The following is a 14,450-nucleotide window of genomic DNA, read 5'->3' as shown; positions in this document are numbered from 1 at the left end:
TTCTCCTACTAACTGCCGATTTGAATGACGTCATCAAGATTGATACTGACATCACCATCCAAATTTAAAATTACCCCTTGGCCTCTATTTGCCAAACTTACACTTCCAACATGACGATTAACTGCAGTGTTTAACTGAACACCTTCACCATTTAGCTCTCCGGTGGCACTGATAACGTATTCACCAGGAGCCATTAAATTGCCATGTTTATCTTTGCCGTCCCATTCAAACTCAATGTTGCCAGCACTTTGCGTACCTGCGTCAATGGTTTTAATTACTTCGCCAAATTGGTTTTCGATACTTATCGTCATGTTTTGAACCGTCTTTTCGTTCACAACCACACCCGACAAACCGTCTCCTTCAGAGGCCATGAAGCCAACATTGCCTTGAACAAGCACGTTCTGACCTATCAGACTAGATGCTTGGAGCGCCTGATTCGAGGTCATTGAAGCAGCAAACGACTCGAATTTTTCATTAAGTTGGGATATGCCATCAGCCATCGTGAACGATGTCATTTGCGCCACCATTTGGTCATTGTCTACTGGCGCAGTGGGGTCCTGGTTGGCAAGCTGCTCTGTAAGCATCGAGAAAAAGTCTTCCTGCGTAAGCTGTTGCTCGGTGCCATCGGCAATTTTGACGGTTTCTTCCTGCCAATACATGTCAGTATTTAAGCCGGTGTTGTTTATAGTATTCACTGATTAATCCTCACAAAATTCATGCGGCTAATTATTGCCCTTGACCAAGCTGCAATACGCGACGAAAGATGCGTTTTGTTGTATCAGCTACCTGAACATTTGTTTCATAGGCTTTAGATGCAGACATCATATTTGCCATCTCTTCCACAATATTAACGTTAGGCTTATAGATGTAGCCATTCTCATCTGCCATTGGGTTGTTGGGTGCGTATTCAACTTGAAGCGGAGCATCGCTTTCAACAATACCTTTCACCTGAACACCCGCACCTTTTGACTGATCGCGCATCGCATCTTGTAACGCTGTAGCAAAAACAGGATGACGTGCTCGGTATGTCTCGTCATAGCTGCTGCTGACCGAGTTTGCGTTGGCAATATTACTGGCCGTGGTATTTAGGCGTACGTTTTCGGCTTCCATACCCGTGCTCGAAATTTGCATTACGTTAAATAAACTCATGACTATTGACCTCCTGAGCTAAGCGCTTTTTTCATGCCTTTGATTTTTCCATTTAAAAATTCGAGGCTGGCTTGGTAGCGCAATCCATTGTCTAAAAATCGATTTCTTTCCGCTTGCACTTCCACCGTATTGCCGTCTCCGGTATCTGGCTGAGTTGGCACGCGATATTGCATGTCAAAGTTTGCCGCTACAGACGAAGGATTGCCGCTTAAGTGGCGATCATTTGTCCGCACTAAGCCAGAAGAAGCACGACTAGATGAATGGCTTGATGCCTCTTGCATTGCAGACTGCATCGCCTTGTTAAAGTCGATATCCCGCGCTTTGTATCCAGGCGTATTCGCATTCGCTAGATTCCCTGAAATCACTTCCATACGCTCTGTGCGTATCTTTAGTGCTGACTCGTGAAAGCCAACCAGTTTATCTAGGTTTATAGCCATACAATGACCTCTGACTTACTTAAAACATTTCATGATGACAATATAAGGAAAATACGGCGTCGCTTATTTTCGTTTAACTGTCGTTTGTGAAAATAGTTAGCAAGGCAAATGCCATAATGATTTTTTGACGGGAATTTTGAGGAAGAGGGTTCGAACTAACCAAAAAAAACTTTGGATATTCAAACCCCTAAGTTAGATCATTTTTTTTGGTAGTAGAGTCCAGGGTGACACTTGACCATACTATAGGTAGAGCTCGCAGCACTAATTGACTCGGAAGCGCCAAGGAAAAGTATGCCTTCAGGCTGCAGTTGCCCGGCAATTTGTTGCAGTATGCGCTGTTTTACGTCAGCCGAGAAGTAAATCAACACGTTGCGACAAAAAACGATATCAAAACGGCCCAGCGCAGCATAGCTTGTAAGCAAGTTAAGACTTCTAAATGTCACCATGCGACGTACTTCAGGTTTAACCTGCATCATGCCGTTGTCGCCTTGTTGGAAAAAGGCTTGTCTACGCTGAGGCGATAAACCTCTGGCAAGAGATAGTTCGTCATAAAGTCCAAGTTCGCATTTTTGCAGCATTTCCGATGATAAATCGGTAGCAACAATTTCAACACCAGCTCTCAGAGCGCCGGGTCGCTGTCGTTGATATTCAAGAACAGACATGGCAATAGAATACGGCTCTTGTCCCGAAGAACACGCGGCACTCCAAATGCGGATCCTCTGATTCTTAGATGAAAGTGAGGGAAGCAAGTTATTCACAAGAAGATCAAAGGGATAGTTGTCGCGAAACCACAGTGTTTCATTGGTGGTCATCGCATCAATTACGCTTTGAAGCAACGCTCTGTCAAACCCGCGAACCACGACGTCAATCAACTCATCAGCGGATTCATACTTGTGCTTGTAAAGTAAAGAAGCTAGTCGGCTGCGAACGAGGTACTGCTTATTTTCACCAAGCACTATCCCACATTGCTTCTCTAAGAACTCCCTGAACTTCAAGTAGCTTGCTGGCGAAACGTCTTTATTAGCCAATCCTATATTGCTCCGTTATTCGCACTCTGTCATCAGCCATTTTTGTACCGCGGTAGCCAGTTCATCAGGGTGAAATTTAGCGATGAAATCATCGGCGCCCACTTTTTGAACCATTGCTTGGTTGAACACGCCACTCAATGAGGTGTGGAGAACAACGTGCAGCTTTTGCAATTCAGGCGTATTTTTTATTTCCGCAGTGAGGGTATAACCATCCATTTCCGGCATCTCAATATCTGAGACTAAAACACCAACACGTTTGGTAACGTCGCCATATTCCTCTGCAATTTCTTTCAACCTGTTTAATGCTTCCAGACCATTTTTAGCAAGCTCTATTTCAAGCCCAAGGGATGTAAGTGCTTTTCTAACCTGGTTTCTCGCCACAGATGAGTCATCGGCAATAAAGATTATTTTATTTTCTTGACCTTCGGTTGTTAGCCCTTCGGCCACTTCTGCACTTACCTCTGCGTTAAGAGGTGAAATCTCGTTTAGTATTTTCTCTACATCGAGAATTTCAATAAGTTCATTTTCTACCTCTGTCACCGCCGTTAAGTAGCTGGCGCGGCCAGTTCCTTGTGGAGGAGGCATAATCGCATCCCAGTTTGTATTGATAATCCGTTCAACAGCACCAACCAAAAAGCCTTGTACAGAGCGGTTGTATTCAGCGATAACGATAAAAGCATTAGAAATATCTTCTATTCTGCGGCCTTTAGTGGCCATACTTAAATCGATAACCGAAATGGTTTGCCCACGGATATGCGCGACCCCGCGAACCAACGGGTTGAGCTTTGGAATTGCGGTTAAAGGAGGGCATTGAAGCACCTCACGTACTTTGAACACGTTAATGCCGAAGCGTTGACGGCCATTAAGTCTGAACAGCAGCAATTCTAAGCGATTCTGTCCAACGAGCTGAGTTCGTTGGTTAACTGAATCTAAAATACCCGACATAGGTCACCTCTAAAAATACTGGGCATGATCATTGCCTCTGATAGTAAAGATAGACAATATCACTAAATTTTTGCAGGTCAAACGACAGAAAAATGACGCTTGGTGTCATTTTAGTGTGTTTAGTAATCTCAACCTTCGTTGAGTTGTTATACCTGCCATGGAATCAGCGCATATTGAACTTCAATACGCGCTTTACGATTTAATCCAATGTGTCGCTGGACTGATGTTTTTAAGCATAGTCAAAAACTCATAAACTGAACACGAAAAGTCATGATGAAACGAATAAACAAAAAAATATACCTGTTGCTTACCCGATTGCTTTCGTTTGTGTTGCTTGGAGCATGTTCAACGAGCTGCCTAGCAGCACTGTCTAATCACGAAAAAGTAGAACAAGGCGCCAGACATTATCTTTTGGCTCAGCTTACTGATAATGCGCAGGATACTAACATTGATGTCGATGTTGTGAAGATAGACGATCGGATAAATATTCCCAATTGTCCAACAGGCTTTGAATACCATGTTTCCCAAGAAGCACTGAGCCAGTCCTATATTTCAGTTCGAGTTAGTTGCCAAAATAACGACTGGTACTTATTTACTAGTGGTCAAGTGACTCGCACGAAGGAAATAGTAGTTACACAAGGCGCAGTAAGCCCGGGAACGGTGCTTACATCATCAAATTTAGCGCTGGCTAAAGTAGACATAAGACGACTGCGCCACACCGCATTTACCGACATGGATGGACTTATCGGTGCAAGAATGAAACGAAGAGTGACAGATGGCCAAGCTATTCAATCAAATATGCTATGCTTCGTGTGTAAAGGCGATAGAATAACGATTACTGCAGAAATTGCAGGAATGGAAGTTAAGACTGCCGGTATTGCCCAACAAGACGGCGTTGTAGGTGACAACATTAAAGTTTTAAATGCCAGTAGCAATAGGGCGATTATTGCAAGAGTCGCGAGCCCTGAAGAAGTCGTGATACACTTGTAAAAGGCCCGGTTATTTTCTACTTTTTTGTGCATAATTTTGCTAAAGAAATTTGCCAAAAGGCCGATAACTAAACTGAGGCAAAAAAGGTAGTGAGGACTTAAAATGGCAATTAACAATATAAACAATGGGTTACCTAAAACACCTATTGACAATGGGAAGGTTGCGCAGCAAAACCAGACGCAACAATCTCAGCAACAAGCTTCGGCGCAAACTGCGCAGACCGCTCCTGCTCCACGTCAGGATTCTGTTTCTTTGACTCAATCGGCACAGCAACTTAGTCAGGTGCAGAAAAAAGGTTCTGAAGCACCTGTGAATCAGGAAAAAGTCGATCGCCTTAAGAAAGCAATTCAAAGCGGCGATTACAAAGTTAACCCTGAGGTACTTGCGAATAAAATAGCTAAGTTGGAATCAGAAATTTTTAGTACTAAATAATCGCGCTAGACAAAAAACAGAGAAGACGTGTGACAGAACATAGCAGCCAAACAACACAAGCGATTACCAAGCAGGTAGAGCAACTCTCTACGCTTGTTACTTTGCTTGAAAAAGAGCTTCAGTTGATCAGTTCTCGCGATGCAGAGTCGTTAATGAACCTGCTTGATGAGAAGACGCAGCTGCTATCTGATATACAAACGCTCGATGGGCAAATTGAGCATATTATTCGCGACAAAGGGTCGTTGTCAGACAATGACGAGCTGTTGATGGAACAAGCGAACCGTCTTCTCGACGATTGTAAGTATCGAACACAAATCAATCAAAAAGCCGTAGAGCAAGGACAGCTGCGCCTCACACATTTACGCAATTTGATGATGGAAGTTCGCGCGAAAGAATCGCTCACCTATGACAAAAAAGGCAAGCCCAAGGGTGGTACGCTTGGGTCAGGCGTCAGCGCCTAGGCATAGCTTTCTCATCTACGATATGTGTGCTGGTTGAGAGAATCTCTGTTCAGTGGGGTAATGCACTTCACGCCCCCCACTTTCTACTTTTCGTCACAGCGTCTTAACATACACGCCCTAGTAATACTTAACGTCTTTTACTCTTCTTGGTTTAGCCGTAGACAGATAAATGTTGTAAACCTGCTGCATGTCGAGAGAAAGTTCAGTTACATAGGTGTCTTCTCCTACCGGGTATGCCTTGACAACTTCTGCGCCTCTAATAATTCCTTCAACAGTAGAACGTAAATTTTCGCTGTCTACAACAAGGCCAGAAACAGACTGACTCCCTTCAATTTTTTGACCATACACCTGCTCGGTGAGCTCTCGATATGCATCTAATTTTGACGCTTTCATGGCCATAATAAGTTTCACACTGTCACTGTCACCTTGTTGGGAGGAAATCGGCGCGTACCCAACAGCCTTCAAAACAGGGTAAGAATCAGGCTCAACAGTTTCCCACTCAACATGCTTATCAACGATGCCACAGCCGCCAGCGCCAAGCACTAAACCAAGAACAGCCGCTTGAATAATAACTTTAGATTTTTTCAATTTACGCAAATACATACGCTTAAACCTCAACTTGCATCGCTAATCTATTAATGATGAGTCGCATTTTATCTAGCAAAAATCACTAACCCTGCAACCTTGTGCTAAGAACGTGGACCGGCCTTAGCCTAACCTATCTGTAACCGTTAATTTACGAGCATGTAGTCAATGCGTTTGCTTTCGCTGCCGCAGTCTACTCACCCTATCTAACGTAAAGCTTTGATCAACATAGTTGGCTAACTAACTAGCAGCCTTATTAACAGTAAGGACTAGCAATATATGCGCCTATTTTGATCAACTGAATAATGGCGTTATTACTTGGCACTGTTCTCGCATAGTTCTCACGAAACAAAGGGGTTTAATCATACGCATGAGCTTATCTACAATAGAGGTGTGCGGTGCAACACATTAGCAAAACAACACTGGCAAGAATTTTTAATATCGCTGTGGCGCTAGTTTGCCTTCTAGCATTTTTTATTGGGCAAGCGCATGCCGCGTGGTATGAAGCCACTGGACAGGCTGTTGTCGTAAATGGTAACAAATCAGCTGCTAAACGAACAGCTACACAAGAAGCACTTAAACAAGCAATGCTCTTTGCTGGCGCGTCTGTACAAAGTGTTGCAAAGCTAACAAACGGTTTACTTGAGAACGAAGAAATGACCATACGCTCTACCGGCGAAGTAGAGCACCTTGAACTTGTTGATGAAATATTTAATGGTGATGTGGTGACCGTTAGAGTAAGAGCCGACATTTTTCCAAAGGGAAAGATCTGTTCTGCTCAACATGACGAAAAGCACTTTGCGACGACCCATTTCAGAATAAGGAATAGAGCCCAATTAACACAAGGGAATATTCCTCATTTCGACAAAGCTTTTACTCAACGATTTGCGGACGCTATGCAAAACCAAAGTGAAAACTTAAAAATTTCATATATTGCTCCTCACACTGCTAAATTCGACAGCCGCTATACCGACCAAAATATACGCACGCTCGCGGCGCAAGGTAATACTCAGTTTGTCATCATTGGTGTAATCAACGATTTAAGCATGGGTAAGGAAAAAGGTACTTCTCTCTTCTCACCTTGGCGTAACAGTGTCCCTCGCCGCGTTTTTTCCATGTCGCTGCAATTATATGATGGAATCAATGGCGGACTTCTTTTTAATTCAACTTACCAAGGAGAGGAAGAATGGACATTTGATAGATTTGAAGATGTTGATGAATTCTCATCAACTTTTTGGCTATCGCGATATGGACAGGCAATTGACGGTGTAATAAGTGAAGCGGTAGAAGATATAAAAGAATCTACCGCTTGTCAGCCCATTACAGGCAGAGTAATTGACGTGGTAGACAATCGTATTTCTGTTTCTTTGGGCCGAGACAACGGTATCTCTGAAAAAGATGAAATGTATCTCTACCAAGCAAAAGAAGTCATAGATAACCGCGGCAGGAAATACCTCCAATACTCGCTTTACCCCGGTACATTTATCGTAGAAAGTGCATTTAGCAATTCATCAGTAGTCATCTCTGATGCAGGGATAACGGCAAATATTCAAAATAACGATTTTGTAGTTAAAAAGTAGGTAAAGTTTTTTAAATCGCTTAATTAGGAAATTTGGTTTCTGCCAAACGTCATGCTATATCTATAACAAAGTATTATTTTACATACTTATCCTTCAAGGTAAGAGAGATACCTTGTTTTAGACTTTCGTATAACCTACTTTGTTAATCTATGACCTTTCATCTACTCGCATCGAGTTGTTTAGCACTTATCGCATTATTGCAGGCCGCTCAGCAAATCGAGCGGCATTACACTATTGAGTTCTCTCAACTTGAAAGGCAAGTAACCGAAAAATTTGGTGCTGATAAAGCCCGTCATGTGGAGGCGCTAGCTCGCACCCTAAGCAGTCTTGAAAATAAAAGTACTAATGAGCAGCTCATCGGCGTAAATGCTTTTTTTGATGAACATATCCAGTATGCAACCGACGATGTCGTATTTAATGAAAAGGACTATTGGGCTACGCCATCTGAACTTTTTGGTCATTCGCGCGGCGATTGCGAGGATTACGCCATTGCAAAGTATATAGCTCTGCTACACTTAGGTGTTGATAGTGCTAAACTTCGGTTAATTTACGTTAAGGCAAAAATCGGTAGAAGCCGAGTAACGCAAGCGCACATGGTTTTAGGATACTATGACTCCCCTTCATCAGATCCTCTAGTGCTAGATAGTTTAGTGTCGAACGTTTTACCCGGCTCTCAACGAACTGACCTCATACCTGTATTTAGTTTCAATGACTCAGGTATTTGGCAACCCGGTCAAAAAACGCAAGTTTCATCGTCAACAAGCAGACTGTCACGGTGGCGAGATGTTATTGAGCGTATGAAGAAAGAAGGGATTAGCAGAAGGTCATAAATATTTATGTCAATAACAAGAGAATTATGGCTAGCGATTTTAGTCGTTGTCCTTGTTGCAATTGCGGGTAGCGTGTCTATTCATGCTTTCACCACGAAGCAATACGTAGAAGAGCAGCTTTATTCAAAAAACGTGGATAATGCCAGCATGCTTGCACTTACTTTGAGCGGCCTTGATAAGGACTCCGTTTCTCTAGATCTTTTCATCATGTCTCAATTTGATATTGGCCACTATGCTTCGATAGTTCTGCAAAAGGCGGATGGCGAAATAGTGTCAGCTCATCGTAATAAAGAACAAATAAATGCAGATACGCCTGCATGGTTCGCAAAGAATTTTGCACCTGATGTAAAACTGGGTATTGCGCAAGTAAGCGAAGGCTGGGGACAATATGGCACGGTTTACGTTGAGACGGACACGAGCTTTGCTGTCGCTTCAATGTGGCGCGCCACTCAACGACTTATTATCGGACTGTCCCTTCTGGGACTTATTACCGGTATTATCGGAGGATGGGCACTCCGTTTTATTATACGCCCACTCAACGGCGTGGTTGCTCAAGCTGAATCATTCCAGAAAATGCGCTTTATCCAACTACCTGAACCGCGAACACTCGAGCTAAAGCGGGTAGTTCGCGCAATGAATTTCTTAGCAGCAAATTCCAAGAAAATCATGGAGGAAGAAAATACGCGGCTTGATATTCTGCGCTATCGCACTCAGTTTGACGATGAATCGGGCTTAGCAAACAGAGACTATTTTATTTCCATACTAAAAGGTCAACTCGCCTTTCGTGATTCTGAGGGCGTTAACTGCTTGTTCTTCATGAGGTTCACCGAAGGAAATGGCTTCCTTCGCTCTCCAGCTAATATTCGCAAAAAGAGAATTCGCGATTTCATAGCAGAAATCAATGATAGCCTCACACTTCATCATCATCTTTTCAGCGATAGCCGAGTAGCAAGGATGCAAAAGAACGAGTTTGCCATCCTTCTCACTGAAGCTCACAATACTGCCGAGATATCTAATGCTCTTCATGGTGCTTGCTTAAGTGCATTTTGTTATGAAGGAGACCCAAAAGTCTTTCAATCAGTAACAAAACTGCGCTCTGATGATAGTTTTTCTGACGCATTAATGAGAGCAGACGCAATGCTCGACGAAGCAGAGACAACGAATAGGACTGAGCCTTTTATAGAAGCCATACTTAATACAGATAATAGTTTAGTCGAAGAGAAAAGATGGGAACATGATCTAAAACACGCTATTGAAAACCAGGATGTTGAAACTTTTAACTACCCTGTTCTTGATGTGAACCGACATCTTGTTCATTACCAATGCTGGGCAGGCGTAAATGTAGACGGTGAGCTGCGAAAAAATGGCTATTATGCTCATTGGGCACGTTATCTAGGGCTATTACCTCAATTAGAGTTGACGACTATCACTCACCTAATGGATACCATTAAATATTCCGAAGCGATATCCAAGTATGCGTTTCTTTGCTCTGAGCAGTTATTAGTTGACTCTGCACTTTTATCGCAACTTTACGCTCGATTAGACGCGGATAAAAAGGTGGCAACGCAACTGTGCTTCGAAGTACGAGAATCTACCGCTAACCGTTTCCCAAATGAATTTAAAGCGTTTTGTAACGCTCTTAAAGCCAGAGAATGCCAGGTTGGCCTTAAGCGTGTAGGCGAGTCTTTCTCACAATTATTGAACGTGCAAGAGCTAGGTTTAGATTATGTGAAAATTGATTCTGCCTTTATGACTGACATCGAATTTAACCCAGCCAACCACGCGTTTATCAGAGGTTTTTGTTCATTAGCTCATACTTTTGGCATCAGCGTGTACGCAGATGGCGTTAAACGCCCAGACCATAAAGCTTTATTTATAGAACTAGGTATTGATGGAGTGGTATCTCACATTGAGGTCATAGAGCATATTTTAGATGACTAAACTCGCCGAGTTTGAGTAATAGACCGATTCGATCTTTTGCCTCAAATTTGTGTAGTAGCGTACCAACATATTCCTTAACGGTGCGCTCGGTAATTCCATGCGCTCTCGCTATCTCTTTGTTACTCAAGCCCTCTAATATACCATTTAACACATCTTTTTCTCTGTTGGTTAGCCCTTGTAGCGAGGGGATAACACGCCCCGTTTGTCTATTAGCGGCTACATTTGATATAGACACAGCGAGCAGCTCACTTGGTAACCATATGCCCCCCGCTTCAAGAACACGTGTCACCGAGGCCAGTAAAGATTGCGTCGCTAGCGCATGACAATATGCTCTAGCGCCCATCATTAGTGCCGTTTGCATTTCTACCCGATCATACTTGTAAGTGAGTAAGGCGATATTGTCGACTTTCTGCTTAGCGCCAATGAGCCGCTGACGCCAATTATCATTACTCGCCAATATCCAGATACAATCACTTTTATCACAATTTAGCTGTTCAACTCGACTGTAACTAGTCCACGAATACCGTGCTAGCGCCCCTTGCAAGTCTTTTTCTGCAATGAAATTTCTCATTAACGCTCTCGCAGTGCAGAAGCTGTCACATTGAAAAGGGGGGATAAAATATAATTAAGCACCGTTTTCTTACCCGTCAGTATGTCTACCTGTACAATCATTCCAGGCAGTATTTCTAACGCCTCATTCGCAATGCTTTTCTTCGTCTCAAGTCTTACTAGGTAATAAGTTTCGTCTTTTTCGTTAGTGATAGCATCGGCACTGATGTGTTGAACTTCAGCAGACATACCACCATAAATAGTAAAGTCATAAGCACTGAACTTTAAGATAGCCTGCTGCCCTTCTCGAATAAACGCAATGTCTTTAGGCGAGACTTTTGCCTCAACAATAAGTTGGTCATCTTGAGGGACGAGTTCTACAACAGCGCTACCGGGGGTGATAACGCCCCCAATGGTATTGATTAGCAACCGCTGTACCGTGCCATTAATCGGTGATTTTAGCGCCGCTTGCGACACGACATCTTCCAAACTGGTTTGAGACTGCTGCAACGTCGCCATTTCAGCGGTGGCTTCGGTCAATTCTTGATTCCATCGGTTAACGAGTTTAAGGCGTGCTTCTTCCTTCTTAATAATTTCCTCTTCGATGGCGTTTAGTCCACGCTCAATCGCTACCTTGGACTTGGCGATGTTTCCCTCTAGCTCTACTATTTGACGCTCTAAACGAAGAATTTCAATTTCCGAAACAGCGCCTGATGCAAGTAATGGCTTGGTCACAGAGAGCTCTTTCTTTGAGAGGAACAAAACGTTTTGATACTGGGAAAGATTCGCTCGCTCTTCTTCCACGTCTTGACGGCGTTGCATAATACGAGAATCCGATCCTGCTGCGACTTCATCAAGCTCAGCCAAGTTGGAATTGTAGAGCTTGCGTTCGTTATCAACGACAGTTGGTGCCCGTTCGCGAAGCTCTCGATTAAACCGCAATACGTCACCTTGGGTAAGCGCAGATAAGCGCTGCACTTTCGCCGCCAGCGCCGCAAACTGGGTTGTGTTTTCTTCAAGGCTTGACAAAAAGCGGGTAGGATCAACCTTTAATAACACTTGCCCAGCTTCAACCGTTTGCCCTTCTCGTACTAATATATCCTGTACAATTCCTCCGTCGTAGGATTGGAGAACCTGTAGTTGCTGCGACGGTATAACTTTCCCATCGCCTTTTGCCACTTCATCAATCTCTGCAAAATACGACCATATCACCAAGAGTAACAAAACTAGCGTCACCAGATACAAGAGACCACGGGCTTTCACAGGGGTTTGCATTATCCGTGACCACTCGGCTTCCAATACCCAATCCTGACCTGGAGGCGGCGCTAGCCAACCTCGCATTAATCGCTGCAACCAGTCTTTTTTCTCACCACCACTATTAGAAATCATGGCGCCCTCTTAAGCTTTTGACTTGGCTGTTTAAATTGAACAAGTACGTCTTCCTTTTTACCGTCAGCGATGACTTTTCCGTTCTCGACAACAATCACACGCTCAACAAGGTCGAGCAAGGTTGTTCGATGGGTATTGATGATCAGTGTTTTGCCTGCTGTGGCAGCTTTTATGGTTTCCTTCATTTGCGCTTCGTTAGTTGAGTCCATGGCTGAGGTAGGTTCATCCATGATATATATTGCAGGGTCTCGCACTATGGCTCTGGCCATCGCTACTGCTTGTCGCTGGCCACCAGAAAGTAAGCTACCTCGCTCACCTACATTTTGATCTACCCCATTGGCATTACCGTTAACAAGCTTGGCCAAACCACACTGGGTCAGTACCTCCCAAAAGTCACTTTCATCGATACCTAAATCTTGAGACATAATATTGTCTTTCAATGAACCGTAGAAAAGGCTGACGTCTTGCGGCACATAGCCTATTTGTTTACGAAGTAGTGTTGGGTCGTATTGCTGCAGGTCGATACCGTCCATAAGTAACTGACCCGATTCAGGGCGGTAAAAAGCCATAAGCAATTTATTCAGCGTTGATTTTCCGCATCCGTTTTTCCCCAAAATAGCTACGTGTTCACCTTGTTTTATCGAGAAATTAACGTCTTTAAGCGCCAATACTGTTTCGTCTGGGTATTTAAAGCATAGCTGACAAGCATCTATATTCCCTTTAAGCACAACATTACTTTTTATTTGCTTGTTACTGCCTGTCTCACTCGGCAACGACATAATGTCGTCGAGGGCATTTTTTGCCGTCTCTGCGTGATGATATTGTGCCAATAGAGCCGCAGCTTGAGAGACCGGCCCCATGGCGCGGCTTGATAAAAGATAGGCGGCAATTAATCCACCTTGAGTGATCACACCCTCTATAATGAGGTAAACGCCCGTTAGGATGATGACGACGCCAACTGACTGCTGAACCCAAAGTGCTGCGTTGTTAACCGACATTGAAACCAGACGCAGCTTTGCATTAACTTTGGCAAGAAAGATTGTTTGTTTTTCCCACGCACTTTGGTTTCGGCTCTGGTAACCAAATGCTTTTATGTCTTCTAAAGAAGTGACGCTTTCAGTAACGAGAGAACTTTTACGAGAACTGATTTCCATTGATTCTTCTGACAGAGACCGCATTACGCGCTGTGCTTTCATGGCGTAAAGGAAGAGCGCGGTGGCGCCAATAAGAATAGGAATGATGAGATAAATATCAATCATGGCAATAATAGCCACAAACAAGAGCCCGAAGGGCAAATCAACCAATGCCACCAGAGTTACAGAGCCAAAAAACTGCCGAATGCTTTCAAACGACTGCAAGCTGTTTATAAACGAACCGCTTTTAGCAGGTTTGTTTGCCAAATTAATAGACAGGACTTTTTCCATAATTTTTGCAGATAAGGTGACATCCAGTCGGCTCGCTGCCAGCTCAACAAAATACTGTCTTAGCATGCGCAGTAAAAAATCTGCGGCGAGAACTAAAAGCACGCCGATGGCCAGCGCCCATAAGGTTTCAAGTGCCGCATTTGGAACTACCCTGTCGTACACGTTCATCACAAACAGAGGCAAAGCAATGGAAAGCAGACTGATAAAAACAGAGGCTAACAGTACATCGCGATATAGCCCTTTTGCTGATTTTATAGATGACCACAACCAATGACCTACCGATGACTTATCAATCTGAGCATTGGTTTCATGCGCGCGCATCTCTGGACGGACGAATATGATGTATCCCGTATAACGGGCGGCTAAGTCATCTCTTTGAATTTCGACTACGGCATCATCCAGTTCTGGATACGAAACCCTTGCATGGGAATGGTCAATACCGTGAAGCACGCAGGCCTGTTTTTCGTTTAATACTAAAACTGCGGGTAATAATGCAGTGTTGACATGGTCTAAATCCCGTTTAACTGTTCTGCTGGCGAGCCCCGCTCGCTTTGCCGCACGGTCAAACCCTGTGGGCGAGAGTTCGCCGTTATCCAAGGGAAGACCACTTAGCAGGCTAACTCGAGATACTTTTAAATGGTGCGCATGACAGATGGTCATTAAGCAATCCATCAATACGCCTCCTTGCTGTTCTAAATAGGATATGTCGT

Annotated in this window: 15 protein-coding genes; 6 read left to right on the top strand and 9 right to left on the bottom strand. The window is 43.7% G+C overall.

From position 1 onward, the window contains the following. Positions 1-8: 8 nt before the first annotated feature. The 5 genes from ACM0P2_RS05020 to ACM0P2_RS05000 all read right to left on the bottom strand — a co-directional run bounded on the left by ACM0P2_RS05020 (position 9) and on the right by ACM0P2_RS05000 (position 3,559). A complete protein-coding gene (locus ACM0P2_RS05020) occupies positions 9-695 on the bottom strand; it encodes a flagellar hook assembly protein FlgD (protein WP_159119398.1) in 687 nt (228 codons plus the stop codon). A 31-nt stretch (positions 696-726) separates the two neighbouring features. After that, a complete protein-coding gene (gene flgC, locus ACM0P2_RS05015; RefSeq protein WP_105930251.1) occupies positions 727-1,149 on the bottom strand; it encodes a flagellar basal body rod protein FlgC in 423 nt (140 codons plus the stop codon). Between the two features lie 2 nt (positions 1,150-1,151). Further along, positions 1,152-1,586 carry a flagellar basal body rod protein FlgB gene (gene flgB / locus ACM0P2_RS05010; protein WP_159119397.1) on the bottom strand — a complete coding sequence of 145 codons (435 nt, stop codon included), beginning with the start codon at positions 1,584-1,586 and terminating at the stop codon, positions 1,152-1,154. Positions 1,587-1,783: 197 nt separating this feature from the next. Beyond that, the gene (locus ACM0P2_RS05005; protein WP_159119396.1) at positions 1,784-2,614 is read right to left on the bottom strand and encodes a CheR family methyltransferase; all 831 of its coding nucleotides are present in this window, start codon (positions 2,612-2,614) and stop codon (positions 1,784-1,786) included. Positions 2,615-2,629: 15 nt separating this feature from the next. Continuing rightward, positions 2,630-3,559: a chemotaxis protein CheV gene (locus tag ACM0P2_RS05000; protein ID WP_159119395.1), complete on the bottom strand. Its 930-nt coding sequence runs from the start codon at positions 3,557-3,559 to the stop codon at positions 2,630-2,632. Positions 3,560-3,829: 270 nt separating this feature from the next. Between ACM0P2_RS05000 and flgA the strand changes: the two genes are divergently transcribed. From flgA to flgN, 3 genes are all read left to right on the top strand, one after another. Further along, entirely contained in the window at positions 3,830-4,549 is a 720-nt protein-coding gene (flgA, locus tag ACM0P2_RS04995; protein ID WP_236547140.1) for a flagellar basal body P-ring formation chaperone FlgA, read from the top strand. A gap of 102 nt (positions 4,550-4,651) precedes the next feature. Next, positions 4,652-4,981 carry a flagellar biosynthesis anti-sigma factor FlgM gene (flgM, locus tag ACM0P2_RS04990; protein WP_105930255.1) on the top strand — a complete coding sequence of 110 codons (330 nt, stop codon included), beginning with the start codon at positions 4,652-4,654 and terminating at the stop codon, positions 4,979-4,981. 29 nt (positions 4,982-5,010) lie between these two features. Beyond that, positions 5,011-5,442 carry a flagellar export chaperone FlgN gene (gene flgN, locus ACM0P2_RS04985; protein WP_105930256.1) on the top strand — a complete coding sequence of 144 codons (432 nt, stop codon included), beginning with the start codon at positions 5,011-5,013 and terminating at the stop codon, positions 5,440-5,442. Positions 5,443-5,559: 117 nt separating this feature from the next. On the opposite strand, the gene ACM0P2_RS04980 is transcribed toward flgN, so the two are convergent. Next, a complete protein-coding gene (locus tag ACM0P2_RS04980; protein ID WP_419227384.1) occupies positions 5,560-6,045 on the bottom strand; it encodes an LPP20 family lipoprotein in 486 nt (161 codons plus the stop codon). Between the two features lie 380 nt (positions 6,046-6,425). On the opposite strand from ACM0P2_RS04980, the gene ACM0P2_RS04975 reads away from it, so the two are divergent. The 3 genes from ACM0P2_RS04975 to ACM0P2_RS04965 all read left to right on the top strand — a co-directional run bounded on the left by ACM0P2_RS04975 (position 6,426) and on the right by ACM0P2_RS04965 (position 10,378). Beyond that, complete coding sequence (locus ACM0P2_RS04975) at positions 6,426-7,607, top strand: flagellar assembly protein T N-terminal domain-containing protein (protein WP_419227383.1); 1,182 nt, start codon at positions 6,426-6,428, stop codon at positions 7,605-7,607. A gap of 149 nt (positions 7,608-7,756) precedes the next feature. Then, complete coding sequence (locus tag ACM0P2_RS04970; protein ID WP_419227382.1) at positions 7,757-8,437, top strand: transglutaminase-like cysteine peptidase; 681 nt, start codon at positions 7,757-7,759, stop codon at positions 8,435-8,437. A 6-nt stretch (positions 8,438-8,443) separates the two neighbouring features. Next, complete coding sequence (locus ACM0P2_RS04965) at positions 8,444-10,378, top strand: LapD/MoxY N-terminal periplasmic domain-containing protein (protein ID WP_419227381.1); 1,935 nt, start codon at positions 8,444-8,446, stop codon at positions 10,376-10,378. Here ACM0P2_RS04965 and ACM0P2_RS04960 read toward each other — a convergent pair. The 3 genes from ACM0P2_RS04960 to ACM0P2_RS04950 are packed head-to-tail and all read right to left on the bottom strand — an operon-like array spanning position 10,353 to position 14,412. Continuing rightward, a complete protein-coding gene (locus tag ACM0P2_RS04960; protein WP_419227380.1) occupies positions 10,353-10,949 on the bottom strand; it encodes a response regulator transcription factor in 597 nt (198 codons plus the stop codon). The genes ACM0P2_RS04965 and ACM0P2_RS04960 overlap by 26 nt on opposite strands. Continuing rightward, positions 10,949-12,316, bottom strand: coding sequence for an HlyD family type I secretion periplasmic adaptor subunit (locus tag ACM0P2_RS04955; protein ID WP_159119389.1), 1,368 nt, complete (start codon positions 12,314-12,316; stop codon positions 10,949-10,951). The genes ACM0P2_RS04960 and ACM0P2_RS04955 overlap by 1 nt, the downstream gene beginning before the upstream one ends. Next, positions 12,313-14,412 carry a type I secretion system permease/ATPase gene (locus ACM0P2_RS04950; protein ID WP_159119487.1) on the bottom strand — a complete coding sequence of 700 codons (2,100 nt, stop codon included), beginning with the start codon at positions 14,410-14,412 and terminating at the stop codon, positions 12,313-12,315. Before ACM0P2_RS04950 ends, ACM0P2_RS04955 begins: the two co-directional genes overlap by 4 nt. Positions 14,413-14,450 lie beyond the last annotated feature (38 nt).

Source organism: Alteromonas sp. OM2203 (assembly GCF_048517045.1).
Lineage (GTDB): Bacteria > Pseudomonadota > Gammaproteobacteria > Enterobacterales > Alteromonadaceae > Alteromonas > Alteromonas gracilis.
The sequence above is the reverse complement of the archived record's forward strand: the minus strand, read 5'-3'. Positions and strand labels throughout refer to the sequence as shown.